This is a genomic window from Neobacillus bataviensis LMG 21833 (assembly GCF_000307875.1).
GTDB lineage: Bacteria > Bacillota > Bacilli > Bacillales > Cytobacillaceae > Neobacillus > Neobacillus bataviensis.
In genome coordinates this window covers 1-25,526 of the sequence record NZ_AJLS01000181.1, presented here as the reverse complement: position 1 = coordinate 25,526, position 25,526 = coordinate 1, and the positions used below count along the sequence as shown (strand labels likewise).

Genomic DNA, 25,526 nt, shown 5'->3' with positions numbered 1-25,526 from the left:
GATCCCAGTGTGCTAAAACGTAAGCGCAACTAGGATTCCGGCACCAATTTTTTTCTTATTTTGCATAAAAGTTCTCAGTATAATAAGGCTGTGATTGATCATTAAAGGCAACGCCCACTCCTAAATATTTATATCCCTTGCGCAAAATATTTTCTCTGTGACCGAGTGAGTTCATTAACCCCTCATGGGCAAAAATACTGCTAAATTGACCATAAGCAAGGTTCTCACCAGCCAGATAAAAGATAATATGATCCTCTTTCATCCGATCAAATGGCGACTGCCCTTTAAGGTTTGTGTGATCAAAATAGTGATGCACCGCCATATCGGTGCTATGCTTTCGGGCAGTTTCTCTTACATGGTCATCCCATGACAGAATTGGAAGCTGGTGTTCAACACGGGATGCATTTGTTAAATCGAATAACTGGTACTCAAACCCTTCCTTTAATGCCTGACTTGCACTAGTGTAAAGTTCATGTTTCTTTTGTTCCACGTCTTTGTTGATTAATTGGATGGCTGTCACTGTATTGTTTTCATGTTTATCGTAGAAAATGGTAACATAAACGTCATCTAGCAGATAGACATCATAGTCAGCATTTTCTTGTATTTGAAAAATAGTTAGCCCCTTTTGGATCCCAGTCAATGGATCCCCGAGTGCATCTCGCACCGTTTCTTTCGTACTTCCTAATTTAATTCCCTTGTTGGAGGCAACTAAATCTTGATTCGTGTATAAACCAGCTGCCTGGTTTTTATCATCATACATAATCATAAAAAAGTTTTGATAATGGTTGTGATAGGCATACCACTTTGTCCCATATTCATTTAGTGTTTCCCGGTTTGCCTGGCCAACATTGAGTTCAACCTCGTCTTTTGTGGCACCGAGTTCTATATTATGAATAGAAAAGACTTGATCAGCTGGGGTTTCTAATGTTATTTTTTTATGATCTTGCAGTTCTTCCTTAGGTTGTTTATCTATAAAAAGGCCAAGCTGCTCTAGTAATTGTTTAACTTCACCAGATAGAGAAGCGAAGGTTGCCTGTAATTCTGGATTGTTCAAAACATCATTTAGTTTAGATTCAACTTGATTCATTTCCTTCACATAGTCAGCATTAGCGAATTTTTGTTTAATAATAGGTCCAGAAACATATAGTAAAAATACCATTACTAGGATTGAAAAAAAGCGCCCCATCATTTATCCTCCATTTCTATTAGAATTGTAACCAAACTAGTTTAATTGTATAAGTAATATGCTTACGTTCATATATGTAAAAAAAGGCATGGAAAGATGTGTAAGGATTTTTACAAATGGATGAATTGGGGTAATTTTGAAAAATGCTGCAGCCTAAAAAATAGGTGCAGCATTTTTTATTCATATTGGCTATTATTTGCGGCACCGACGCCACGCTACTTTAAATACGAATAATCCAAAGATAATAAAAGCCAGGAAGCCAATTAAAGCAATAAGAATGGTTAATATATTTCCAAGGTTTCCTAGGCCAAGTAGTACAAAGAAGTCAGAAGTAGTTCCCAATACCGCTAGGAGCAGCCAAATCACACCTGTAATAAATCCAAGAAAAATTCCAAAAACACCACAGGAAGATTGCCCATGACTCATTCAAATTCACCCCCTGACACTGGTTGTTCCATAATAATGTATGCGGTTACTTGGGAACTTGTTTATGAAATCATAAAAAGCGGGCTTAACCTTGGGGAAAATGCGACTATAGGATCAGTACATCTACATTTTAAAATGCAAGCCCGTCACATTATGAGAACAAGAAATCATTAGGTACACACAAGAAAACCTGGCAAAATATAAATCTTCTAGACGTTTCCTTTTTGTGGACAAATTACCTAGAAAAGGTGTCGGAAAAATTTTGAAAGGGAAATTAAGAGAAGAACTCAAACTATGGATTACAGTATCTCTTAAAGCTGGAAATCAAAAAAGAACCTGGATAGTTTTATCAGGTTCTTTTATATTGTATATAATCAGACGCAATGATATAATCAGATCACGACTTTAATAAGTTTTATAGGCATAAGTGTTACATCTTATACTATGATTCTACCATGCCGGTAAAATCTTGTCAAATGTTTTTTCTCAATTTAATGGTTAGGAGAGATATTGAATGGGTTCTTTGGTTCTCGGTTTTCAGGAAATGGAAAAAACGCAGCTTATGCTCGTTGGTGGAAAAGGGTTAAAATTAGGGGAATTATCAAAAATTCAAGGAATACAAGTACCAGAAGGATTTTGTATTACGACAGAAGCCTATCAAAAAGCCCTCGAACAAAACGAAGCGTTCTATGCATTGTTGGATCAACTAACACTGTTAAAAGTAAAGGATCGAGATCAAATTGGTGAAATCAGCAGGAAGATTCGGAAAATCATTATGGAAGCAGAGATTCCTTCCGATGTTTCGTGCGCAGTTGCTCACTATCTCTCCCTGCTTGGCGATGAACATGCATATGCAGTGCGTTCTAGTGCGACTGCTGAAGATTTACCACATGCCTCTTTTGCTGGTCAACAAGACACCTATTTAAATATCATCGGAAAAGAAGCCATCTTGCGGCATATCAGAAAATGTTGGGCTTCTCTATTTACGGATCGAGCGGTAATCTACCGTATACAAAATGGATTTGACCACAGCCAAGTTTATTTATCCGTTATCGTTCAAAGGATGGTTTTCCCACAGGCTTCAGGGATTTTATTTACCGCTGATCCGATTACTTCTAACCGAAAGCTGTTATCCATCAATGCCAGTTTTGGACTTGGAGAAGCACTGGTCTCTGGCTTGGTATCTGCCGATTGTTATAAAGTACAGGAAGATAAAATCGTAGATAAGATGATTGCAACCAAAAAATTGGCTATCTATACATTAAAAGAAGGCGGAACAGAGACCGTGCCGATCGATCCAGATCAGCAAAGGACACAAACACTTACTGAACAACATATTTTACGACTTGCACGCATCGGAAGACAGATTGAGGCGTATTTTGGTTGCCCGCAAGATATTGAATGGTGTTTAGTTGATGATACATTTTATATTGTCCAGAGCCGGCCAATCACTACACTTTTCCCAATCCCTGAAGCAAACGATCAGGAAAATCACGTGTATATCTCTGTCGGTCATCAACAAATGATGACCGACCCCATAAAACCATTGGGCTTGTCTTTTTTCCTATTAACAACTAATGCACCGATGTGTAAAGCTGGTGGAAGGTTGTTTGTTGATATCACACGTCAACTGGCTTCACCTATCAGTAAAAACATGTTATTAAATATGATGGGACAACACGATCCACTCATGAAAGACGCAATTATGAACATCGTTGAGCGTGGAGATTTTATAAAATTATTACCAAATGATAATGAAACACCGAGGCCTATGAGAGGCAATACGGATATGCTGGCACAAATCGAAAATAATCCCTCCATCGTTTCTAATTTGATTAAGAAAAATCAAACATCGATAGAAGAGTTAAAACAAAACATCCAAACGAAATCAGGATCGGATTTATTTGATTTTATTCTTGAAGATATACAGGAATTAAAGAAGATTTTATTTGACCCACAAAGTACAGCGGTATTTATGGCTGCTATGAATGCTTCAACATGGATCAATGAAAAAATGAACGAGTGGTTAGATGAAAAAAACGTAGCAGACGCGCTTTCTCAATCTGTACCAAATAATATTACTTCGGAAATGGGTCTAGCACTTTTGGATGTCGCAGATGTGATTCGTCCTTATCCAGAAATAATTGATTATTTACAACATGTGAAAGATGATAACTTTTTGGATGAACTGGTTAAGTTTGATGGTGGACAGGAAATTAGAGACGCCTTCTTCGCTTTTCTCAACAAATACGGAATGCGATGTGCCGGAGAAATCGATATTACGAAAACTCGTTGGAGTGAAAAGCCAATTACACTTGTACCCATGATTCTTGGTAACATCAAAAACTTGGAGCCGAGTGCCAGCAATCGAAAATTTGAGCAAGGGCGGCAGGAAGCTTTGAAAAAAGAACAAAAGTTATTAGAACGATTGAAGCAATTACCGGATGGTGAACAAAAAGCCAAAGAAGCAAAGCGAATGATCGACCTTATCCGGAATTTCATCGGGTATCGTGAATATCCAAAATACGGCATGATTCATCGCTACTTCGTTTATAAGCAGGCTTTACTGAAAGAAGCAGAACAACTTGTGCAAGCGGGCTTTATTCATGAAAAAGAAGATATATACTATCTCACATTTGAAGAATTCCGCGAAGCCGTACGTACAAATAAACTGGATTATCAGACCATCAATAGGCGAAAAGATGATTATAAATTATATGAAAAACTGACTCCTCCGCGTGTTATTACATCTGATGGTGAAATCTTTAGAGGTAAGTACAACCGAGAAAATCTCCCAGCCGAAGCTATTGTAGGTCTACCTGTTTCTTCCGGAGTGATCGAGGGACGCGCTCGTGTCATCTTAAACATGGAAGAGGCTGATCTAGAAGATGGAGATATATTAGTCACCACCTTTACCGATCCTAGCTGGACACCATTGTTTGTATCCATAAAAGGCTTAGTCACCGAAGTTGGTGGATTAATGACCCATGGAGCCGTTATCGCACGTGAATATGGCTTACCAGCAGTTGTTGGGGTGGAAAATGCCACCACACTAATAAGAGACGGACAACGAATTCGTGTGCATGGAACCGAAGGGTATATCGAAATATTGTAATGGCTGAATGCCTTAAGAAAGAGCCTATGTCATAATGGACGGCATTTAATGTTTGAGAAATGGCGGCTTTCTTCTTGCACTTAAGGTAGGTTAATTGAATAAAAAACAATCATAATTTTTAAGCCAGTACATTTAGTACTGGCTATCTATTATCACTTTAGTTTATAAATATTCCTTGACGTGAATATTCCTCGTTAGGTATAATCTATTCAGCAGGACGATAATACTAGTGATGATGTAGTTGTGATTTTACCGGAGACCATCACTTGACGAGGTGAGCAACATGTCAGGGAAGATTCCGGGCGTGAACATGATGACGCTTAGCGCTTTGTCTGAAGTAAATCGTATGAATATCGTCGAACTCTTGCGGAACGGTCCCCTGACTGTTGGGGAAATTGCCGATCAGCTGGGATTGAGGCAGCCCCAAACATCGAAGCATCTAAAAGTGCTAAGCGACAACGGGATTGTGGAAGTGCAGGCCGAAGCAAACCGCCGCATCTACAAACTCCGGCCCGAGCCCTTCCAAGCGCTGGATTCTTGGATACAGTCCTTCCGGGGCTTGATGCAAGAAAGATTCGATAATCTAGATGATTATTTGAAGGAATTGCAGAACAAGGAAAAATCATAAGATCATTTCATGATCAAGGAGGAATTACAATGTCAAATAATGTAATGGTATCGAGAGTAGAGAATGATCGGGTATTGGTACTGGAGCGCGTTTTCGATGCGCCACGCGATCTCGTATTCAGGATGTTTAAAGAGTCGGAGCATCTTAAACGATGGTGGGGGCCGAGGGGCTGGGAGATTCCGGTCTGCACCGTCGATTTCCGTCCGGGAGGCGTTTGGCACTACTGTATGAAGTGTGTCGATCAGAATCTAGGTCAATTTTTTGGTATGGAAGCTTGGGGCAAAGGGGTTTATAAGGAGATTATCGAGCCGGAGAAGATCGTCTACATCGATTACTTTTCGGATGCAGAAGGCAATTTGAATGACTCCATGCCGTCGACCGAGATGACATTGGAATTCATCGATTTGGGTGGAAAGACAAAGCTGATAAACCGTGCTGAATATGTTTCCGAAGAGGCCCTTAAGACCGTCATGGACATGGGCATGCTGCAGGGCATCACCGAAACTTGGGACCGTTTGAGCGAGCTAGTGGAATCGCTGAAATAGAGTTACCGTAACGCTACCAAAGGATATTCCCGACTGAATAGAGATGGACTAAACTTAAAGGAATTTTCGCATGTAAATAATGGAGTTGTTTCCTTTCAAACTAAAAGACCGCGATGTTTCTCGAACATCTACGGTCTTATTTTAATCCTCATTATTTCGCATTCCTGTAAACATAAGAACAAAACGAAGCAGCTCTGCTATTGCTACTACTGTTGCAGCCACATAGGTTAACGCAGCAGCATTTAGAACCTTCCTCGCTTTACCCTCTTCATCATTCCTAATCAGACCCGAACTAATCATCACATTTAGTGCCCTAGAACTTGCATTGAATTCAACCGGAAGTGTAATAACCTGAAATAAAACAGCAGCGGCCATTGCCGCTATTCCAAGTAATAAAAGGTTTGCAGACGAGAGGAGTACTCCGATTAATATTAATATAAATGAAATATTGGATCCTATATTAGCCACAGGCACTAATGCATGTCTGATACGTAACGGAGCATACCCGTCCTTTTGCTGTAAACAGTGACCAACCTCGTGAACCGCCACGGAAATCGAGGCAATTGAAGTGCCATGATAATTAGCAGAGGACAGCCGAACACTTCTAGTTCTTGGATCATAGTGATCCGATAAATGACCTGACACCTGCTCAACAGTAACATCATATAGCCCATTTGCATCTAATATTCGTCTAGCGGCCTGGGCTCCAGACAAGCCAGAGGAGGTTCCCACTTTTAAATATTTGGAATAGGTATTTCTTAAATACACTTGCACTAAAAGTGGAATGATCATAATGAGAATAAAGTAAAAAATAAAGCCCATAAATATACTCCTTTTTAATTATAGTGAATCGCAATTTTTTCAGCGCGAACAGCTGCTTTTGTAATATTTTGGCCGTGTACATCAATTCCAATTCCGGTTTCAATAAACATTAATTTATCCATAACCGATTGATCTTCCTTTCAAATTTCTTTTACCTCAATATTTTACCTCTTTTAAAACACTTTGTTAAATTTCATTTGCATTCCATTAAGAAAATGAAATTTCCTTTTTTAGCAAGGTAATCTGATATTTCGGCGAATTTTCAATCGTATCGGCGAATCAGAAAAAGGAACAAGTTTCGGATTCTTTGGTTAATGATTTTTTGTCAAAAAAACTGGGATTCAGGTGTGAACAATATAAAAAGATAGAAAGCATGCGGAGATATTAGCTACACTTATATGCCTATTAAATACCGGTATTTCCCACCAACCGTTTATCCTACTATAATTTGAATATACGGAATAATTAAAAAAGTTTGCGAAACAAACTTTTAGAAAGGGTGTGAACCTTTGCTTACAAAGTTAAAGGAACGTAAGGTAACCTATACCAATCCTATTTTTAACACTATGACAGAAGAAGAAATAATCTCTTTTCAAGAAGATTTACTTCGGAAGCAATTAAAGTACGTTTATCGAAATGCGGAATATTATCGAAGGATATTTCACGAGGCTGGAGCGTATCCAGAGGATATTCGAACAATTGCAGATTTTCAGCAATTACCAATATTTATGGATAAAGCGATCGAAAGAAATAGCCAACAAGAATCAATGGAGCGATTGGGTCATCCTTTTGGTATGCATTTATGTAGTTCTCCGGATGAAATCGTTTTTACAGGAACAACAAGCGGTACATCAGGTGTTCCAACATTTACCTATACATTTACTAAGGAAGACATTGACTTTTTGAATCGTTATATCAGGCACATGCTAGATTATGGAGGGATTGATGCAGGTGACCGCCTATTATTCAGCCATGCTCTTGGAATTTACGCAACTTCCTCTATATTATTTGGGGTTCGTTCACACAGTGTATTGCCTATCGATGTCGATGTACGGGCGGGAAGTAAGAGTATTTTACAATATGCCATGATGTCAAAGCCAAAAGGTGCGATGATGACCCCTTCGTTAGCAGAGCATTTAATTGATCGGGCAGCAGAACTTGGAAGGGATGTAAGAGAACTGGGACTACAGGCCATTTTCACTGTCGGTGAAATTGGCGTTGGGGTACCTGAAATTAAGAAAAGAATTGAAGATTCATATGGCTGCCGAATCTATGATTATTTAGGTGAATTAGGTTATTCATGTGATTCGGAAGAGTATTATGGAATCCATTGTGTCGCACCAGACCTTAATCTATTCCCAAATGATTTAGTCGATCCAGAAACGAAAGCACCCTTAAAGATTTCTGATGGGGTGATAGGAGAACGAGTGACAACAGAGTTAAGTTTGAAGGGGCTTCCAAGAATCCGTTATGCAACCGGTGATGTGATTCAAGTGTTAACCAGTGAGTGTCCTGGCTGCGGCTTTAAAGGGAGAAGAGTTAAATTCATTGGCCGTTCAGATGATATGCTCATTGTAAAAGGAGCAAACGTATATCCTTCGGCGATTAAAAAAGTAGTCGCGAACTTTATTCCTGATCTTACGGGAGAATTAAGGATTGTCCTTACTAATCCTCCACCAAGAGTCGTACCGCCTCTTCAAATTAAGCTCGAGTACAGCAGCCAATTGGACAAAGGGAAATTGGGGGAACTGGAAAGAAAAATAAAAAACGCACTTCATACGGAAGCAAGACTTACACCGGAGATTATTTGGTGTGAACCAGGAACATTGGAAAAAGCACTCACGAAGACGCCGCTCTTTGAAAAAAACTACTGATTCCGTCATTTATTAGACAAAAGGAGGAAATGTAAATTGTTTATAGATTGTTCGAATACATTACCGCAATTTCAGTTTGAAGATTCACAAGAATTGAATCCAAATAATACGGAATACCGATTGTTATTCGGTCCTAGATGGGCACAGCTTGCGGGATGGACAAAGGAAGAGTTTTTCCAGCAAGTTGAATTGCATTCCATTGAGTATGTCATGCAGCAAGTTTATGCAAAATTAGATGAAGAATTTGCAATGGACAATTTTCTGAACATGCTTAGGAAAGCGAATATTGCTTATCATGCCATTCACAATATGGATTATGGTAGAGATAGTTCAACACCTCCTGTTGATCATGAAGTGGTCGCGGAGATTTTAAAACAATATCCTAATCGTTTTATTGGATTTGCTGGATTTAATCCGCATAAAGGAACGGAAAGCTTGAAAACAGTCCGAAAAGCAATAACGGAACAAGGCTTTAAGGCCGTGGTGATTCCTCCCTACGAACATGGTGTAAAAGCGGATGACCGCAAATATTACCCATTATATGCCCTTTGTGATGAACTAGGGATTCCGATATGGATCCATAGTTCCATCAATTATTTCAGGGAGACCTCTGTATTTCTTGATCATCCATCCAATTTGGAAGCACCGCTAATGGACTTTAAAAATCTCAAAATTATTGCCGGGCACGGAGGCTGGCCATGGATACCTGATATGATTGCCATGCTATTAAAATATGAAAACCTGTATGTTGATACCTCAGCCTTCAGACCGCGCTATATTGCTGAACCCAATACAGGCTGGGATATGTTTATGTATTACGCAAACACATTAATTCAAGATAAAATCGTTTTTGGTTCAGATTGGTTGACATTAGGAATGCCAATAAACGAAGTTATCGAGGAAGTGGAAGCATGGCCATTAAAAGCATCTGTTAAAGAGAAATTCTTCTGGAAGAACGCGAACAAGTTATTTAAATTAGGGTTGGAAAAGCCTGCCGTAACTACTATTATTCGGGGTGAATCGTGATGGAAAGTATTAAAAGTAGTGAACAATTCTCAACTCTCGTAAATGGCGATAAAGCGGTGGTGATGTTGTTTTCAGCGAACTGGTGTCCGGATTGCCGGTTCATTGATACTTTTATTGATGAAATTATCGAAAATAATCATCAAGAATTTTATTTTTATAAAGTGGATTCAGATGCGCGGAAAGATATTTGTGCTCTAGCTAATGTCATGGGGATTCCAAGTTTTGTCGCGTATAAGGGCGGGATTACACTTGCTGAATTCATCGGAAACGATTCGAAAACAAAAGAACAAATTGAAGAATTCCTGGAGAATGCTAAAGCGAAATTGTAAGGCTGAAGATATCATTAAAAGTCAAATTTACTAGGGGGAAGAAAATGAAAAAAAGATTCATTGGATTGGTAATCCTTACTTTATTACTCTCTCTAATCTTAGCAGCCTGCAGCAATAATACATCTTCCGTTAAGGAGAAACAAGATAGTAAGAACAATAAAAGCGGCGAAAAAACGTTAATCTTTGGAAGAGCTGCCGATAGTTATTCAATGGACCCCCAGAATGCCAATGAGATTGAAACATGGAGGGTGACCAAAAACGTCTATGAAACTCTTGTGGAATATGATAAGGAAACAACTGAGGTAGTTCCGAAATTAGCGAAAGATTGGGATGTCTCAGAAGACGGGAAGACATGGACATTTAAATTGCAAGAAGGTGTTAAATTCCATGACGGCACTGATTTTAATGCAGATGCTGTTGTGTACAATTTCGAGAGAATGATGGATAAAAATCATCCAGCACGATATAAAGCCACATTCTCAGTATACCGCGGCATGTTTAACGGTTTTAAAGGCGAAGGAAGTGTGATTGAAGAGGTTAAAGCAATTGATCCAAACACAGTTGAATTTAAATTGGCTGAACCACAAGCCAATTTTTTGGCAAATTTGGGAATGCATGCTTTTGGGATCGTTAGTCCAGAGGCATTAAAAAAATACGGAGAAAAAATTCATGAACATGCTGTAGGGACAGGTCCCTTTAAATTCCAATCTTGGACCCCTAATGACTCCGTTACATTGGTAAAAAATGAAGATTACTGGCAGAAAGGTTTACCTAAACTAGACAAACTGATCTATAAAATCATCCCAGATAACTCAGCAAGGTTGACGGCTTTGAAAAATGGAGAAATCGATATTATGGTTAGCTTGAATCCATCAGATTTTAATTCTGTGAAAGCAGATAAAAATTTACAAGTTATGCTTCGCCCACCATTAAATGTTGGTTACCTATCCATTAATAATCTGAAAGAACCTCTTAATAATGTAAAGGTCCGTCAAGCAATCAATCATGCGATTGATAAAAAGGGAATTGCTGATGCCTTCTTCTATGGCCTCGCCGAGCCTGTAAAAAATATGCTGCCTTCCGCAAGTTGGGCCTATAACAATGAAGTGGAAGATTACGATTACGATTTAGAAAAAGCTAAAAAACTTTTAAGTGAAGCTGGGTATCCAAATGGATTTGATCTTGAGTTTTCTGTCACTTCAAATTCCAGAATATATATGCAGCAGCCTACTAAAATGGTCGAAGCAATGAAAACGAGTCTTGAAAAAATTGGGATTAACGTTAAAGTAGTCTCTTATGAATGGGCGGCTTATATTGACCAGATTCGAAATGGAGAGCACTCCATTGGATTAATTGGCTGGGTTGGTGATAATGGAGATCCTGATAATTTCCTCTATTCGATGCTTAGCAAAAATAATGCCGTAAAAGGGTCAGCTCAAAATCATACATTCTATCAAAATGATGAAGTGAGTGAGCTTTTATTAAAGGCAAAATCGGTTATGGATCAAAATGAACGCGCTGAGATTTATAAGAAGGTACAGAAATTGGCTCACGATGATGCTCCATCAGTACCACTAGTGGAAGTGAAAGAGCCGGTAGTCACTGCCAATTATGTGAAAGGCTACTTCCCACATCCTACTGGTGCCGAAAATATGTATGAAGTGGATATTCAAGAATAATAAAAAGGAAAGAGAGCGGGTATTGTGATGACAAAACCATTAGATGGTATTAAAGTTCTTGATCTTAGCTGGGTGTTTTCAGCTCCATTCGCAACGCTCATGCTGCAGGATTTAGGAGCAGAAGTGGTAAAGATTGAAAGACCTGGTGCGGGGGATCGCTCTAGGTCTATCCCTCCCTTCAAAGGAGGTGTAAGCGGTTACTTTTATATGCTTAATAGAGGGAAAAAATCAATCTCATTGAATATGAAGAGTAAGGAAGGGAAGCGGCTATTTTTAAATCTAGCAAAAGAATTTGACGTTATTGTTGAAAACTTTGTAGCCGGAACCATGGATAAACTCGGCATTGGTTACGAAGAGGTGAAAAAAGTAAATCCCAAAATCATTTTTGCTTCTTTAAATGGTTTTGGGAGTGACGGCCCTTATTCACATCTTCCTTGTATTGACGGAATAGCCCAGGCAATGGGGGGGCTAATGAGCCAAAATGGGCTGGAAGGCGGAAAACCGTTAAAGACAGGTCCCGCTGTTGCGGATACAGTGTCAGGAGTTTACTTAACGGTAGGAATTTTAAGCGCCATTATCGAAAGAAATAAAACGGGTAAAGGTACCCGAATCGAAGTGAGTATGATGGATAGTGTCTTCTCTGTTCTTGAAGAGTCGGTAATCCGAACCAGTATGACAGGGGAATCCTTATTCGCTAGGGGAAATAAAGACCCTCTTGGAGCACCATGGGAAGCCTTTAAAACGAATGACGACAAATGGGTGATTGTCTGTGCGTCCGGGAATGACCGTTTTACTAAAGTTTATCAAGGAATTGGGAGAGAAGACATTGTCAGGGAGTTTGAAGGGGACGACATACCATCGCTTGAAAAAAGAGCAGCAAATCTGGATTACCTAAACCAAATTTTTGAGGATTGGGCAAATAATAGAACAGCAGATCAGGTGCTAAAGTTTTTAAGTGATTTGCATATCCCGGCCGGTGAGGTAAAAGACACAAGAAACTTAATCCACGACCCTCATCTAAAAGGGAGAAACATGGTCGTCGATGTTCAACATCCGGTCCTCGGGGATGTGAAACTCCCGAACCTACCAATTAAATTTTTTGATAGAAATATAGGTTTGAAGAACGGGGACACGCCGATTGAACCGCAGTTAGGTGAACATAACAAGGAGGTCCTGCAAACTGTTCTCGGACTAAATGAAGATGAAATTAATAGGTTAAACGAGAAAGGTGTCATTTATGATTCGCACAATTTGAATACGACACATTAATATATTTAGAGGTGAGAAAGTGTGAATTTTTATGAATATTCAAAGTATGATGCGACCGGCCTTGCCTTATTGGTCAAACAAAAGAAAGTGATGCCAAAAGAGTTAAAACAAGCGGCATTGAAGGGAATAGAAAAAATCAATCCAACCATTAATGCTGTCGTAAGTATTCTCTCAAAACAGGCCGATGATGAAATAGATGCGGGTCTTCCTAACGGTCCATTTACAGGAGTTCCATTTCTAATCAAAGAGTCGAGTGCTCAAGCAAAGGGAATTTCGGTTCAGTTAGGAAGCCGATTTGGCGCAGGAATGACCACTTCACAGGATACTAATCTGATGGCACGGTTTCGTCGGGCGGGTCTCGTTACGATAGGAACGTCAACGACTCCGGAATTTGCTTTTAATTTTTCAACAGAATCGTTAGTGTATGGCCCGACAAGAAATCCATGGAACCCTAGTCTAAGTGCTGGGGGATCCAGTGGCGGAGCCTCTGCCGCGGTGGCTGCTGGACTTGTCCCGATCGCCCATGCAAATGATGGTGCCGGTTCCATCCGCCAGCCGGCAGCTGTGAATGGCCTTGTAGGCTTAAAGCCGACACGCGGCCGTATACCTAATGGACCACATCGAAGTGAGATTTTATGCGGGTTAGGGAATGAATTTGCGGTTACCCGATCTGTTAGGGATGCAGCTGCACTTCTGGATTCTATTGGAGGAGTTGATATTGGGGCAAGAAATTGGCTTGAAAAACCGAACCGCTCTTATGTAAGCGAGTTACAAAATAAGCCTAAAAGACTGCGAATTGCCTGGACGGATAAACCATGGAACAATGCGCCGGTCGATCAAGAGTGTAAACAAGCCCTTTATAAAACCGTTGAACTTTGTAATGATTTGGGACACGACCTTATTGAGGCTTCACCAGTGATAAACGCCGAAAAGCAGCTCCTTGCAACCCTTCGTATTTGGTCAGCGAATCTTAGCCATAGTGTTAATAAGATCAAAGAAGGGTTGAACCGGATTCCTTCAGCAAATAACCTGGAAGCCTCGAATTGGGCTATCTATCAGTATGGGCAAACTATTACCGCCGCAGATTTATTGGAAGCCTTTGAGATTAATAATACAGTTTCCAGGATAGTAGGAGAATTTTTTTCCGAGTACGATGTGCTGCTGACACCAGCCATTGCACAATTGCCTTGGCCAATTGGAAAGCTTGACGCTAATGATCCGTGTCTAGATGCGGAGGAATGGACGGAAAGAATGATGGCTTACTCACCGTTCACCAATCTATTTAACACTACCGGACAGCCGGCTATCAGTCTGCCGCTTGGCTGGAGCAGTGAAGGACTTCCAATCGGAATGCAATTGGCTGCCCGCTTTGGCGATGAGTCTACCCTTTTTCAATTAGCTTCCCAACTTGAAGAAGCACAATCCTGGCAAGATAAAAGACCGAATCTTAGTGTTATGCTGCAAAATAAATAATGGGGGAATACGTATATGAATCAAACAGTCAGGTGGCTGAAGATTTTTACAATCATAACGATTCTTTTAATAGCAGGATGCAGTAATAACACTACAAGTACGAAAGAGTCTAAGAAAAAAGGGGATACCAGTGGAGGAACCTTAATTTATGGCCGAGCAACAGATACAGTCACATTGGATCCACATAATTTAATAGATGCCGAGTCTTCTAGAATTTCAAAAAATGTATTTGAAACATTGATAGATTATGAAAAAGAAGGGACAGGGGTTGTTCCTAAGTTAGCGAAAGAATGGACCATTAGTGAAAACGGCAAGGTTTGGACATTTAAGCTTCAGGATAATGTTAAATTTCATGATGGAACAGATTTTAATGCTGACGCAGTGGTTTACAATTTTAACAGGATGATGGAAGAGAGCCATCCACAGCATCAAGGGGATTTTTCCATTTTTAACCGTACCTTTAAAGGGGTCATTCAAGAAGTGAAAGCGATTGATCCTCAAACAGTTCAATTTTCTTTGACCGCAGCAAGTGCGACGTTTTTGCCTAATTTGGGAATCACCACGTTTGGCATCATTAGTCCAACTGCGTTAAAAGAGTATGGAGATCAAATTAAAGATCATCCTGTCGGGACTGGGCCATTCAAATATGAAGAGTGGAAGCAAAATGATTCTGTCACCCTTGTGAAAAATGAGAAGTATTGGGTTAACGGACTCCCTAAACTTGATAAAGTTATGTTTAAAGTCATTCCAGACAATTCATCCAGATTGACTGCTCTAAAGAACGGAGAAATCGATGTAATGGATGGGTTAAATCAGACCGATCTGCCGTCTATTGAGAAGGATAGTAATTTGCAGCTCTTTAAACGCCCTGCCGGAAGCCTTGGATATTTGACCTTTAACCTGGCAAAACCGCCTTTTGATAATGTCAAAGTTCGCCAGGCGATAAACCATGCAATTAACAAACAGGGGATTATTGATACCTTTTATGGGCCAGTGGCTAAACAAGCAAAAAATATGCTTCCGCCTTTTATTTGGGGATACAATGACGATGTAAAGGGGTATGACTATAATCCAGAAAAAGCAAAGCAACTACTTGAGGAAGCAGGATTTCCAGATGGATTTGATACGGAATTTTGGATTATGTCAACAGAAAGGTCCTATTTTCCACAACCTACAAAGGTTGCAGAAGCCTTAAAATCAGATTTAGCAAAAGTCGGAATCAATGTAAAAATCGTATCCTTTGAATGGGCCACTTATCTTTCAAAACTTACGAAAGGAGAGTTTCCTTTTGCTGGAATTGGCCGTATTAGTGAAAATGGTGATCCCGATAACTTTTTATTTACGATGTTAAGTTCTGAATCTGTCCAAAATCGTTCGATGTATAAAAATGAAAAAGTGGATGAGTTGCTCCGAAAAGCACAAACCACAATCGACAAAGAGGAACGGACAAAATTGTATATAGAAGCCCAAGAGCTGGTTTTTGAAGATGCGCCTACGATTCCATTAGCTTACGTGGAAACACCCATGGCTGGAGGGAACTATGTTAAAGGTTATATTCCACATGCAATTGGATATGAAAGCCTTGCTGAGGTCTATTTAGAGAAGTAAGAAATAGTGAATCAGTGTGATGGGAGGGATAAAATGGAGCCGCTGCTTTCTGTTCAAAATCTAAAAACATATTTCTACACAGATCATGGCGTAGTTCGCTCCGTTGACGGTGTCAGTTTCACCGTCAACGAGGGTGAAACGCTTGGTATCGTAGGTGAATCGGGTTCAGGAAAGAGTGTTACCGCCTTATCCATTTTGCAGTTATTGCCACCAAGAAAAGGAAAAATAGTAGATGGCAACGTTTTATTTAAAAATGTGGATCTGACAAAGCTAAATGACAAAAAGATGCGTAGGATTCGTGGTAATGATATTGCAATGATTTTTCAAGAACCGATGACAAGCTTAAATCCGAGCTACACCATTGGCAATCAAATAGGCGAAGTCCTTAGATTACACCTAAAATTATCTAGGAAGGAAGCTGAAAAAAGAAGTATAGAACTGCTTAAACAGGTGGGAATTTCACGTGCTGAGAAAATCGTGAAGGAATATCCACATCGATTGTCTGGGGGAATGCGGCAGCGGGTCGTAATCGCGATGGCGCTTGCCTGTAATCCGAAACTGATTATTGCGGATGAACCAACCACAGCACTTGACGTAACGATCCAGGCGCAGATTTTAGAATTAATCCAGCAAATGAAAAAAGATAGCAATACATCAATTATGATGATAACTCATGACCTCGGGGTTGTGTCAGAGGTTTGTGATCGTGTGATTGTTATGTATGCGGGTCAAGTAGTAGAAGAAGCGGATGTAAAAACGATTTTTACGTCTCCTTCTCATCCTTATACAAAGGGGCTAATTGAATCCATTCCTACACTGGATGATGAGATGGAGTGGCTGGAAACGATACCAGGAAGCGTTCCTCTTCCACATGAAATGCCTTCCGGCTGCAAATTTGCTTCCAGATGTAAATTTGCAACAGAAGAATGTTCAAAGGAAGAACCTGAGTTGTATGATATTGGATCGGGTCAAAAATCACGCTGTTTTTTTGCTAAGGAGGTAAATCATGTCATTACCGCTACTTGAAGTGAAAAATTTAAAAGTACACTTTCCGCAAAAAAGCGGTTTTTTTGGAAAAGATACAAGCTATGTAAAAGCCATCGATGGTGTTGACTTCTCCATCAATGAAAATGAAACATTTGGTTTGGTAGGGGAATCGGGCTGTGGGAAATCAACAACCGGGAAAACCATTTTGCGTTTAATCAATCCTACTAGCGGTGAGATATTTTTTAAAGGGAAAGACATTTCCAAAATTACCCGAAAAGAAATGAGAAGGGTTTATAGGGATATTCAACTTATTTTCCAGGATCCCTATGCATCACTTAATCCAAGGAAAACAGTAGGGGATTTGATTGAAGAACCACTCCTTGTCAATAGTGATTTAACAGCTGTAGAACGAAAAAAAAGAGTTCACGAGCTTTTGGAGGTTGTTGGGTTAAATGCTTACCACGCTAATAGGTACCCCCATGAATTTTCGGGGGGACAGCGGCAGAGGATTGGGATTGCACGTGCACTTTCGTTGAATCCCAAATTAATCATCGCGGATGAGGCCGTTTCTGCGCTAGATGTTTCCATTCAAGCACAAGTGTTGAATTTAATGCGTCAATTGCAAAGGGAATTCGGCTTGACATACTTATTTATTTCCCATGATTTAAGTGTCGTGAAACATATAAGCGACAGAATTGGTGTGATGTATTTAGGGAAGATGGTGGAACAGGGAAGCAAAAAAAGTATTTATGAAAACCCACTGCATCCTTATACAAAAGCATTGCTTTCGGCCGCTCCAAGTATAAATCCTGACAAAAAACAAGTTAGAATTGTTTTAAAAGGAGATCTGCCAGATCCTACTCATCTCCATAAAGGATGTCCATTTCAAGCGAGATGTTTTGCAAGAATCGCTGAATGTGAAACCGTTACTCCCCAATTACATCATAAAGAAGACGGTCATTATGTTGCGTGCCATCTTTATAAATAACAAGTGGAGGAGGTGTAAGAAAATATGTCTTCTTATATTTCGCGACGTATACTTCAATTAATACCAGTCTTGATTGGAATGTCCATTATTGTATTTTCAATCATCCATGCCATCCCCGGTGACCCAGCCACTGTTATCCTAGGTGACCAAGCAACTCCAGAGGCTGTGAAGGATCTAAATGAGGAAATGGGGCTGAACAAACCGCTTACTTCGCAGTATTTCTCCTATGTTGCTGGTATTTTGACAGGAGATTTTGGAACATCATTAAAAACGAAAAAGCCGATTCAGGAGGAAATTATGCCTTACATGACGGCGACGATTGAATTAATGATTATGAGTATGGTTATTGCCATTATTGTTGGTGTGAATGCCGGAATCATTGCTGCTTGGCGAAGGGCATCTTGGTTCGATTATACTGCTATGTTAATTGCATTAGTTGGAGTATCGATTCCGGTTTTCTGGTTTGGTTTAATGGAACAGTGGATTTTTGCCGAGAAGCTAAGCTGGCTTCCTTCAACAGGACGAATGAATGCAAGAGAACCGGTTGACGCGATTACAGGTCTGCTTCTAATAGACACGTTGATACAGGGAAATTGGACAGGGTTTTTGGATGTTTCCAAACATTTACTATTACCAAGCATTGCGCTTGGAACCATCCCAATGGCAGTCATCGCAAGAATTACCCGTTCGAGCATGCTTGAGGTTTTGGAACTTGATTACGTTCGAACAGCTCGAGCTAAAGGACTTTCTGGGTTTTGGGTACTATATAAACATACATTGAAAAATGCCTTTGCTCCTATTTTAACCATTATAGGAATGCTGACAGGACTTTTATTAGGGGGAGCTGTCCTTACCGAAACCATTTTTGGCTGGCCCGGGGTTGGACGCTATATTTATGATGCCATTGGTTCCCGTGATTATCCCGTGATTCAAACAGGTATATTACTGATTGCTACTATTTTTGTTTTCGTCAATTTAATCGTTGATTTACTATATTCGCTCTTGGATCCACGGATTCATTACCGATAAGGGGGGGAGGAATCTTGAAAACAATCGTTCAACGTGTACCAGAAAAGACTATCATCAACAATTCTGTGAAAAAATCAATATGGATGGATTCGTGGAAAAAATTAAAAAAGCAGCGATCGGCCATGATTGGTTTGGGGATTGTACTATTTTTTATTATAGTTGGTATTTTAGCTCCTGTTATTACGTCACAGCCCTATGATGGATTTAACCCAAAGGAAACCTTGATTTCCCCAAATGCGCAACACTTGTTCGGAACGGATGATCAGGGAAGAGATATATTTACTAGGATTGTTTTTGGTGCAAGAATTTCTTTATGGATTGGATTTTTCTCTGTTATAGGATCTATCATTGTCGGCTCCATTCTTGGTTTAATAGCTGGATTTTATGGAAAATGGCTGGATGCCATCATATCGCGCTTCTTTGATATCATGCTTGCCTTTCCTAGCATTCTCCTGGCTATTGCCATTGTCGCCATCTTAGGGCCAAGTCTTTTTAATGCACTAGTTGCCATCGCTATTATTAATATTCCGACATATGGTAGGTTGATCCGGTCGCGCGTATTAAGTGTGAAGGAAGAAGAATATATCATGGCTGCAAGAATCACGGGCATGTCAGATGGCAGGATTCTGTTCCAACATATTCTACCCAACTCCATCACACCTATTATTGTGCAGGGAACATTAGGTATTGCCACGGCCATTTTAGAAGCAGCAGCATTAGGATTTCTAGGATTGGGAGCCCAACCGGGTCAAGCCGAGTGGGGGAAAATGCTTGCTGATTCCAGACAATTCATTACCATCGCTCCTTGGACATTGTTATTTCCCGGTTTCGCTATCATGCTTGTTGTCATAGGATTTAATATGTTCGGGGATGGTTTAAGGGACGCTTTAGATCCAAAGATGAAATAAAGACAAGGGATATGAGTATCTCAAAATAGAAGACTCTTTCTCCTATTTTGAGATATTTATCGTTTGAAGGAAAGCTTATGCTTTTATCGGGAAGTAGTTTTCTGTACATGTTTTTGATGCAAAGAAAAGTGTTGAAGTTCCTTTTCCAAATACTGAATCGCTTTTTTTGTTTCAATTGAAAGAGACTGATTTTTTAGTCTGCCTAAACCAAGGAAGGTGTTTTCTGAAAGTGCTTCTTTAAGAGGAATGGCAATGATTTCCCCCGTTTTTATATATGGATTTGTAAGCACCTCATTTTCAATTTCTATGGCAATTGCCAATCCGCTTCGTATAGATTCCGATATGATTTCACTATTTTTAGAAGTGAGTAATAGGTTAAAAGGACCAAAATGTGACTCGAATTTTGAATAAAACCACATCATATATTCCCCGTTAAACATGACGAATGTTTGACCCTTTAAATCTTTAGGAGTAAGTGCGCTATAAGATGATAGGGGAGAATTCTTATTCACAAAAACAAACATATGTGCCCTCTGCCATTTGCTATATGTAATTAAATTTTGATATTTTAATGTATCTTCATATATCGCTAATATTCCGATATCAATTTTCTTATTTAAAATATCCTCCATAATTTCCACGGATCGCTTTTCAGTAAAATTAATATGTAAGTGCGGAAATTCTTTTCTTAATTGTGTAAATACTTTGGGGAGAAAGGGAAGGTGGATGCCTGAGACAATCCCAATCGTAATATGCTTTTGATTTGAATGGGAATACTGGTTGGCGTGATTATGTAATTCAGCGATTTTGTGCAAGGCCTCAGCGGCTAGTTTTATGATTTGTTTACCTTCTTCAGTAGGTTTTACACCTGCAGGCGTTCGATCAAAAATCATCATCCCTAATTCATTTTCCAGCTTTGTTACCGACTGGCTAATAGCCGACTGTGAAATATGAAGTGCCTGTCCTGCTTTAGAAAACGATTGGTACTCAGAAATCGAAACGATGTATTTCAATTGCTCAATTTGCAAAATATGCCACCTCACTTCCAAATTATTATTCACTCAATAATATTACTTACTACTATAATTAGCTAATTAACAGGAAAATCCTCTTTTTAGAAAGCCATTACATCTACGGTAATTTTTTTTATGTTCCTTAATATAAAGTGTCAGGCTTCTGATATGCAGTATTTGGAAGGATGTGGCTAAAAAGGTAAGCATATCAGTGATATCTTTTCGAGTTTGGATGACATTCCTTAATACAGCTAAATACACCGTTTTTTCGACTTTGTATGAGTTAGAATTCAATGATAAGATGAAATCTACGCAATAGAACAATTCGCCAAAGGAAAAAACTGAAAGGAATGATTTGGTATCAATCATTTACAATTAAGTTATACGAGCGAAATGGAAAAAGCGATGCATAGTGCTCACGGTGTAGGGTATGAAGAGTATATGAGACATCATTCAGTTAGAATGAGAGTCGAAAAAAACCGTGAGAGGGATTATATCAGGTGTCGCAGAATGGTTGCCGAACTAGACCTACTTGTTCATTACAATAATCGCTTAAAGTCATGAAAAAAAGGGAAACCAATGTGAATGAACACTGGTTTCCCTTTTTTAGGGAGCGATTCTTTTAAATTACTTGTCCTTATTTTGCAAATACATGATCCCCAATTGTTTTCACTACTTCGCGAGTACGAATCCAATCATCTGTTGCAATTTCTGGGTTATAAAAATAAATGGAATCATTTAAACGATCATTTCTCGTTAGCGCTTCTTCTACTGCTTGTTTCGACTCATCGGATGCAGGCTTATTAATTTCACCATTTTGCACAGGTGAAAAGGCATAGGTGTTACCTACTTCTTGCTTAATTACATCTGTAATTGTATTTGGGAAGTGAGGAGAATCGACCCGATTTAATACAACAGTCGCAACTGCCACTTTTCCGTCATTGGATTCACCTTTAGCTTCAGCTTCTACTAATCGGGCAAATAAATCTTTCTCTTCATTTGAAATGGAAACGGCTGGTTCCTCCGGTGCTTTTTCTGGCTTTTCCATTTCAGGATTTGAAGATTGTATTCCTTCCATTTGCGGTTTATCAGGATTTGGCGACAATTCTTCTATATATATTCCATCGTCATGACGATTATTTTCTAAATTTATTTTTTCAGTTGTTAAACCATATTGTTGCCCAAGTTCCAATAGGTTATTTTCTTTTACCGCTTGATTTTCAGTAATAGCCTCGACCGTATTATTTTGCAAACAGATAAATGCGAATGTAGCTACACAAGCTACAACTAATTTTTTCATATGTGTGTTTTTCATGTTGCTACCTCCTGTAATTTGCATGATATTACCTTACCATGTGCAAGTTACATGTTACAGAACAAGACTGTTACATTTTTTGTTAGTTTGATGTACAACATTACAGGTAAAATGGGATTATGACATTATTCCTATATTAATGACATATTCTGACCATTTTTACGAAATAGAGGAATATTTTACTGGGAATTGATATTTTTTATGGGTGGCGGATCGCTGCCCTTTATTTTTCTCAAAATGGAATACCCCAAAAACGTCATTAAAGGATATAATGAATTTTATATAAATTCACGCAGGTTTTAACAAGGGGGGATGCTGCCTGAAAACAAAATACATAACACTACAGACAAAAATATTTGGGTTGCTGCTTTCACTAGGATTATTGTTAATCCTGCTGCTAACAGTATTATTCAGCTACATGGAGAGTAAACAAATAGAGGAAAACACGGGCAGGCTGGCACTGGGAATTTCGAAAACGGTATCCTTCACACCAAATGTAATCGATGCGTTTCAAACGGATGATCCATCTAAAACTATACAGCCCATAGCGAAAAGATTCGGAAAGAAACTGGAGCAGAGTTTGTTGTTATTGGAAACAAAGATGGGACAAGGTATTCGCATCCTTTAAAATCGATGATTGGAAAAAAATGAAGGGTTGGGATAACGAAAGGGCAATTGAAAAAGGCGAATATTATGTTTCTAAGGCAAAGGGTTCACTTCAATTCTGTTTCGGTTGATCGAAGCCGTTTACTAGCAATAAAGGAGTTCCTAAAAAATCCTGTCATTTATGCGTTTTTATTAGGATTGATTTTACACACTTCGCAATTTCCTCAGTTTATCGGCGGATTTTCGGTTATATCGGCGAACCAAAAAAACAACAATTCGGCTAAAGTCATGACAAAAGGGAAACCAATGTGAAATAACACTGGTTTCCCTTTTGTCTCTTTCGACAATTTTCTATATGAGATAGTACAGAAGCGGATATATAGTGATATAATATAGGCAATGAAACGGAGGTGATTTTAATGGAGAAGCAGATTTTTACCCTACTACAGCAAATGAATAATAAGCTAGATCGTATAGAAGGTACTTTGAAAGAGCATAGCGAAACCTTAAAAGAGCATAGCGAAATTTTAAATGGGTACGGCGAAACCTTAAAAGAGCATAGCGAAATTTTAAATGGGTACAGCGAAACCTTAAGAGAGCACAGCGTTATCTTAATTGGGCATAGTGAAACCTTAAAAGAGCATGGCAGAATTTTAAGCGCTTTGAGGGTGGGACAGGAATTTCAAAAGGCTGAATTTAGTGAAATGAAACTTCAAAACGCAAAAGACTTTAGCGAAATTAAAGAACTGTTAAAAAACCAAGAAGACAGCATCGAAATATTAAAAGATGAAACTTGGAACAATAAAAAAACCATCGTAAGGATTCAAAAAACAATGGGGCTTTCCTAGCATCTAAGCAACACTGAAGAGGTAAGTAATTGGAATAGCACTAATTGAAAAAGAAGTGGGGATATTAATAGTAACAATATCAACGGGTTTATTAAATAAGTAGGAATTCCTCATTGAATTACATCCACTACAGCTTCAATTAAATTCCCCAATCAAGCAGCCATGCCTCCTCGTTTTCTAACACCTTTTCACCTGTGCTTACAATAATCAGAGTGCCAGGCATCATCCATATACTGGTGCCTAGCACTTTTTTGTTTATTCAAAAAGGTTAAGAGGTTTTGATTATGTTACAATTAGTTTCATAGAAGTATTTGAGGTTATTCAGGATTGAAACGGAGAAAAATAATAAAAACAGGTGCAGCTTCTGGAATGGGAAAAGAAATTGTTGAACAGTGCTCTAGTGAAGGTGCATCAGTATTTCGAATTTTTAGCGGCAATAGTACAATATCGAAGGAGGAAAAAATGGAAGTTTTTGCAAAGTATTTAGCAGGTATCGATAACCCCGACCACCACGATCGAACAGAGGAAATTTTGGCCTGGATTGCTAATAAATACCCAAATTTGGAACCACAAATCAAGTGGAATACGCCAATGTTCTCTAATCACGGTACATTTATCATCGGATTTTCCACTGCGAAGCATCATTTGAGCGTTTCCCCCGAAGAAGTAGGCATTGCGCACTTTGCCGATGACATTGCACAAGCCGGCTACAGTGCTACCAAAGGCTTGTTTCGAATTCCGTGGACAGAGCCGGTAAATTACGAATTGCTTGAGAATATGATTGAATTTAATATGCAGGACAAAGCAGAATATACGAATTTTTGGCGGAAATAATACATCACGCCTTATCAAAAAACGCATGACACGAAAAATGTCATGCGTTTTTGCCACTCATTTAAGGCGCCAACAGCTCAATAGCAGCCGTTTACGAACGCCTGTCAAAATACTTCCCCAGCACCATTCAATGGATGATGAAAATCTTCTATATACTGATCAATTATTAACATTAACTACTCTTATTATAGTATTTACCAAAGCAAAAAATGATATCAGATGAATTGACCAAACATCACATAAATGAAATCACTAAGATGATCACCAACGGTACTAAGATAATAAGATAACCGATAGGGTTGCCAAAATTGAGTGTCCACCCAACGCCAAATTGTTTTTCAACAAAGATTGACGGATCGTTTCTATTGAAATAAATGAGGCCGCCTTTCCAATGGGCATCTTCGTCGAAATCCCTTATTCCCTCTTCAGCTTTATCAATGCCGAGTTTATCTGATCGTCCGACTTTTACAGCAATGGCAATGGTTCCTGCTAAGGCAATGACAAGGAAAATAATTGGTGCAGCTGCCATGGTAATTCCCGCAAATAAATCAGGGTGAATCGTTTTTGAAAGAACCTAAACATAACGGTCAGCAAGAAACTAACGATAAACATAAACCAGCTTGAATTTTTACTTTTTAATTGAAGTGTTTTACCGTGATAGAAAAAATACAGGGAAAGACTGTAAATAATGATTCCAACCAGCACAATTTGTTCTTAGAAGGGTTATTTGATAGGGCTCAACCGAGATAGCCCGCTAAAAACACAAATGAAAGAAGGGAAATCAGTAGTGCATCTCCCTTTTTATAAGATATAAGCCTTTCGTTCTTTAGGTGTTTTTCTGGGACGGTGATACCAAATATAATTGTCCGCCTGACTAAAAAAGGAACTGCGGTTTGGATTCCAACCTGAATAATCGCAATTAATCTGGTGCCTGACCCCCAGCGTGCTAAAGCGTTAGCGTAGTGGTGAGAGCAGGCACGGATTCTCTTGTACTGTTTTCAAAATTAATAGCCAACTT

The 25,526-nt window shown here is 39.1% G+C and carries 24 protein-coding genes and 1 pseudogene; 18 read left to right on the top strand and 7 right to left on the bottom strand.

Annotation, left to right across the window (positions count from 1 at the left end):
* Positions 1 to 55: 55 nt before the first annotated feature.
* Both BABA_RS24595 and BABA_RS24590 read right to left on the bottom strand, forming a co-directional pair.
* Positions 56 to 1,186 (bottom strand): CAP domain-containing protein, encoded by a 1,131-nt coding sequence (locus tag BABA_RS24595; protein WP_007087985.1) that lies wholly within the window; start codon positions 1,184 to 1,186, stop codon positions 56 to 58.
* 192 nt (positions 1,187 to 1,378) lie between these two features.
* Complete coding sequence (locus tag BABA_RS24590; RefSeq protein ID WP_007087984.1) at positions 1,379 to 1,612, bottom strand: hypothetical protein; 234 nt, start codon at positions 1,610 to 1,612, stop codon at positions 1,379 to 1,381.
* Positions 1,613 to 2,126: 514 nt separating this feature from the next.
* On the opposite strand from BABA_RS24590, the gene ppsA reads away from it, so the two are divergent.
* From ppsA to BABA_RS24575, 3 genes are all read left to right on the top strand, one after another.
* Entirely contained in the window at positions 2,127 to 4,727 is a 2,601-nt protein-coding gene (gene ppsA, locus BABA_RS24585) for a phosphoenolpyruvate synthase (protein WP_007087983.1), read from the top strand.
* Between the two features lie 283 nt (positions 4,728 to 5,010).
* A complete protein-coding gene (locus BABA_RS24580) occupies positions 5,011 to 5,355 on the top strand; it encodes an ArsR/SmtB family transcription factor (protein ID WP_007087982.1) in 345 nt (114 codons plus the stop codon).
* Positions 5,356 to 5,384: 29 nt separating this feature from the next.
* Entirely contained in the window at positions 5,385 to 5,900 is a 516-nt protein-coding gene (locus BABA_RS24575) for an SRPBCC domain-containing protein (RefSeq protein ID WP_007087981.1), read from the top strand.
* A 141-nt stretch (positions 5,901 to 6,041) separates the two neighbouring features.
* On the opposite strand, the gene BABA_RS24570 is transcribed toward BABA_RS24575, so the two are convergent.
* Entirely contained in the window at positions 6,042 to 6,722 is a 681-nt protein-coding gene (locus BABA_RS24570) for a zinc metallopeptidase (protein ID WP_007087980.1), read from the bottom strand.
* A gap of 17 nt (positions 6,723 to 6,739) precedes the next feature.
* A pseudogene (locus BABA_RS26875) lies at positions 6,740 to 6,844 on the bottom strand (Lin0512 family protein); the annotation flags it as partial.
* A 387-nt stretch (positions 6,845 to 7,231) separates the two neighbouring features.
* Between BABA_RS26875 and BABA_RS24565 the strand changes: the two are divergent.
* The 11 genes from BABA_RS24565 (at position 7,232) to BABA_RS24515 (ending at position 19,892) form a co-directional block, all read left to right on the top strand.
* Positions 7,232 to 8,596, top strand: coding sequence for a phenylacetate--CoA ligase family protein (locus tag BABA_RS24565; protein ID WP_007087978.1), 1,365 nt, complete (start codon positions 7,232 to 7,234; stop codon positions 8,594 to 8,596).
* Between the two features lie 36 nt (positions 8,597 to 8,632).
* Positions 8,633 to 9,622, top strand: coding sequence for an amidohydrolase family protein (locus BABA_RS24560; RefSeq protein WP_007087977.1), 990 nt, complete (start codon positions 8,633 to 8,635; stop codon positions 9,620 to 9,622).
* Positions 9,622 to 9,951: a thioredoxin family protein gene (locus BABA_RS24555; protein WP_007087976.1), complete on the top strand. Its 330-nt coding sequence runs from the start codon at positions 9,622 to 9,624 to the stop codon at positions 9,949 to 9,951. The genes BABA_RS24560 and BABA_RS24555 overlap by 1 nt, the downstream gene beginning before the upstream one ends.
* Before the next feature lie 44 nt (positions 9,952 to 9,995).
* Complete coding sequence (locus BABA_RS24550) at positions 9,996 to 11,630, top strand: ABC transporter substrate-binding protein (protein ID WP_007087975.1); 1,635 nt, start codon at positions 9,996 to 9,998, stop codon at positions 11,628 to 11,630.
* 27 nt (positions 11,631 to 11,657) lie between these two features.
* Positions 11,658 to 12,899 (top strand): CaiB/BaiF CoA transferase family protein, encoded by a 1,242-nt coding sequence (locus BABA_RS24545; protein ID WP_007087974.1) that lies wholly within the window; start codon positions 11,658 to 11,660, stop codon positions 12,897 to 12,899.
* 21 nt (positions 12,900 to 12,920) lie between these two features.
* Positions 12,921 to 14,372, top strand: a complete 1,452-nt coding sequence (locus tag BABA_RS24540; protein ID WP_007087973.1) for an amidase — start codon at positions 12,921 to 12,923, stop codon at positions 14,370 to 14,372.
* A 15-nt stretch (positions 14,373 to 14,387) separates the two neighbouring features.
* Positions 14,388 to 15,980, top strand: a complete 1,593-nt coding sequence (locus tag BABA_RS24535; RefSeq protein ID WP_007087972.1) for an ABC transporter substrate-binding protein — start codon at positions 14,388 to 14,390, stop codon at positions 15,978 to 15,980.
* 33 nt (positions 15,981 to 16,013) lie between these two features.
* Complete coding sequence (locus BABA_RS24530; protein WP_007087971.1) at positions 16,014 to 17,006, top strand: ABC transporter ATP-binding protein; 993 nt, start codon at positions 16,014 to 16,016, stop codon at positions 17,004 to 17,006.
* Positions 16,987 to 17,955 (top strand): ABC transporter ATP-binding protein, encoded by a 969-nt coding sequence (locus tag BABA_RS24525; RefSeq protein ID WP_007087970.1) that lies wholly within the window; start codon positions 16,987 to 16,989, stop codon positions 17,953 to 17,955. The genes BABA_RS24530 and BABA_RS24525 overlap by 20 nt, the downstream gene beginning before the upstream one ends.
* A 24-nt stretch (positions 17,956 to 17,979) precedes the next feature.
* Entirely contained in the window at positions 17,980 to 18,984 is a 1,005-nt protein-coding gene (locus tag BABA_RS24520) for an ABC transporter permease (RefSeq protein ID WP_007087969.1), read from the top strand.
* Positions 18,985 to 19,067: 83 nt separating this feature from the next.
* On the top strand, positions 19,068 to 19,892 hold the full coding sequence (locus BABA_RS24515; protein ID WP_083865546.1) for an ABC transporter permease: 825 nt from the start codon (positions 19,068 to 19,070) through the stop codon (positions 19,890 to 19,892).
* 83 nt (positions 19,893 to 19,975) lie between these two features.
* On the opposite strand, the gene BABA_RS24510 is transcribed toward BABA_RS24515, so the two are convergent.
* The gene (locus BABA_RS24510) at positions 19,976 to 20,920 is read right to left on the bottom strand and encodes a LysR family transcriptional regulator (protein WP_007087967.1); all 945 of its coding nucleotides are present in this window, start codon (positions 20,918 to 20,920) and stop codon (positions 19,976 to 19,978) included.
* Positions 20,921 to 21,298: 378 nt separating this feature from the next.
* Here BABA_RS24510 and BABA_RS28610 point away from each other — a divergent pair, with 378 nt between their 5' ends.
* Positions 21,299 to 21,469, top strand: a complete 171-nt coding sequence (locus BABA_RS28610) for a YuzK family famiily protein (RefSeq protein WP_162829851.1) — start codon at positions 21,299 to 21,301, stop codon at positions 21,467 to 21,469.
* Positions 21,470 to 21,542: 73 nt separating this feature from the next.
* Here BABA_RS28610 and BABA_RS24505 read toward each other — a convergent pair whose 3' ends face one another.
* Positions 21,543 to 22,220: a cell wall hydrolase gene (locus BABA_RS24505; RefSeq protein WP_007087966.1), complete on the bottom strand. Its 678-nt coding sequence runs from the start codon at positions 22,218 to 22,220 to the stop codon at positions 21,543 to 21,545.
* Positions 22,221 to 22,581: 361 nt separating this feature from the next.
* Here BABA_RS24505 and BABA_RS27450 point away from each other — a divergent pair, with 361 nt between their 5' ends.
* The 3 genes from BABA_RS27450 to BABA_RS24490 all read left to right on the top strand — a co-directional run bounded on the left by BABA_RS27450 (position 22,582) and on the right by BABA_RS24490 (position 24,508).
* The gene (locus tag BABA_RS27450) at positions 22,582 to 22,848 is read left to right on the top strand and encodes a hypothetical protein (RefSeq protein WP_157273255.1); all 267 of its coding nucleotides are present in this window, start codon (positions 22,582 to 22,584) and stop codon (positions 22,846 to 22,848) included.
* A 397-nt stretch (positions 22,849 to 23,245) separates the two neighbouring features.
* Entirely contained in the window at positions 23,246 to 23,674 is a 429-nt protein-coding gene (locus tag BABA_RS24495) for a hypothetical protein (protein WP_007087963.1), read from the top strand.
* A gap of 462 nt (positions 23,675 to 24,136) precedes the next feature.
* Complete coding sequence (locus BABA_RS24490) at positions 24,137 to 24,508, top strand: iron chaperone (RefSeq protein WP_007087962.1); 372 nt, start codon at positions 24,137 to 24,139, stop codon at positions 24,506 to 24,508.
* Between the two features lie 235 nt (positions 24,509 to 24,743).
* On the opposite strand, the gene BABA_RS28240 is transcribed toward BABA_RS24490, so the two are convergent.
* Entirely contained in the window at positions 24,744 to 25,037 is a 294-nt protein-coding gene (locus BABA_RS28240; protein ID WP_007087961.1) for a DUF5808 domain-containing protein, read from the bottom strand.
* Between the last annotated feature and the right edge of the window lie 489 nt (positions 25,038 to 25,526).

Excerpts from the sequence above, each read along its gene's own strand:
- BABA_RS24595 (WP_007087985.1), bottom strand. The coding sequence starts at position 1,186 with ATGGGGCGCTTTTTTTCAATCCTAGTAATGGTATTTTTACTATATGTT.
- BABA_RS24590 (WP_007087984.1), bottom strand. The coding sequence starts at position 1,612 with ATGAGTCATGGGCAATCTTCCTGTGGTGTTTTTGGAATTTTTCTTGGA.
- ppsA (WP_007087983.1), top strand. The coding sequence starts at position 2,127 with ATGGGTTCTTTGGTTCTCGGTTTTCAGGAAATGGAAAAAACGCAGCTT.
- BABA_RS24580 (WP_007087982.1), top strand. The coding sequence starts at position 5,011 with ATGTCAGGGAAGATTCCGGGCGTGAACATGATGACGCTTAGCGCTTTG.
- BABA_RS24575 (WP_007087981.1), top strand. The coding sequence starts at position 5,385 with ATGTCAAATAATGTAATGGTATCGAGAGTAGAGAATGATCGGGTATTG.
- BABA_RS24570 (WP_007087980.1), bottom strand. The coding sequence starts at position 6,722 with ATGGGCTTTATTTTTTACTTTATTCTCATTATGATCATTCCACTTTTA.
- BABA_RS24555 (WP_007087976.1), top strand. The coding sequence starts at position 9,622 with ATGGAAAGTATTAAAAGTAGTGAACAATTCTCAACTCTCGTAAATGGC.
- BABA_RS24550 (WP_007087975.1), top strand. The coding sequence starts at position 9,996 with ATGAAAAAAAGATTCATTGGATTGGTAATCCTTACTTTATTACTCTCT.
- BABA_RS24545 (WP_007087974.1), top strand. The coding sequence starts at position 11,658 with ATGACAAAACCATTAGATGGTATTAAAGTTCTTGATCTTAGCTGGGTG.
- BABA_RS24535 (WP_007087972.1), top strand. The coding sequence starts at position 14,388 with ATGAATCAAACAGTCAGGTGGCTGAAGATTTTTACAATCATAACGATT.
- BABA_RS24530 (WP_007087971.1), top strand. The coding sequence starts at position 16,014 with ATGGAGCCGCTGCTTTCTGTTCAAAATCTAAAAACATATTTCTACACA.
- BABA_RS24525 (WP_007087970.1), top strand. The coding sequence starts at position 16,987 with ATGTCATTACCGCTACTTGAAGTGAAAAATTTAAAAGTACACTTTCCG.
- BABA_RS24520 (WP_007087969.1), top strand. The coding sequence starts at position 17,980 with ATGTCTTCTTATATTTCGCGACGTATACTTCAATTAATACCAGTCTTG.
- BABA_RS24515 (WP_083865546.1), top strand. The coding sequence starts at position 19,068 with ATGGATTCGTGGAAAAAATTAAAAAAGCAGCGATCGGCCATGATTGGT.
- BABA_RS28610 (WP_162829851.1), top strand. The coding sequence starts at position 21,299 with ATGGAAAAAGCGATGCATAGTGCTCACGGTGTAGGGTATGAAGAGTAT.
- BABA_RS24505 (WP_007087966.1), bottom strand. The coding sequence starts at position 22,220 with ATGAAAAACACACATATGAAAAAATTAGTTGTAGCTTGTGTAGCTACA.
- BABA_RS24495 (WP_007087963.1), top strand. The coding sequence starts at position 23,246 with ATGGAGAAGCAGATTTTTACCCTACTACAGCAAATGAATAATAAGCTA.
- BABA_RS24490 (WP_007087962.1), top strand. The coding sequence starts at position 24,137 with ATGGAAGTTTTTGCAAAGTATTTAGCAGGTATCGATAACCCCGACCAC.
- BABA_RS28240 (WP_007087961.1), bottom strand. The coding sequence starts at position 25,037 with ATGGCAGCTGCACCAATTATTTTCCTTGTCATTGCCTTAGCAGGAACC.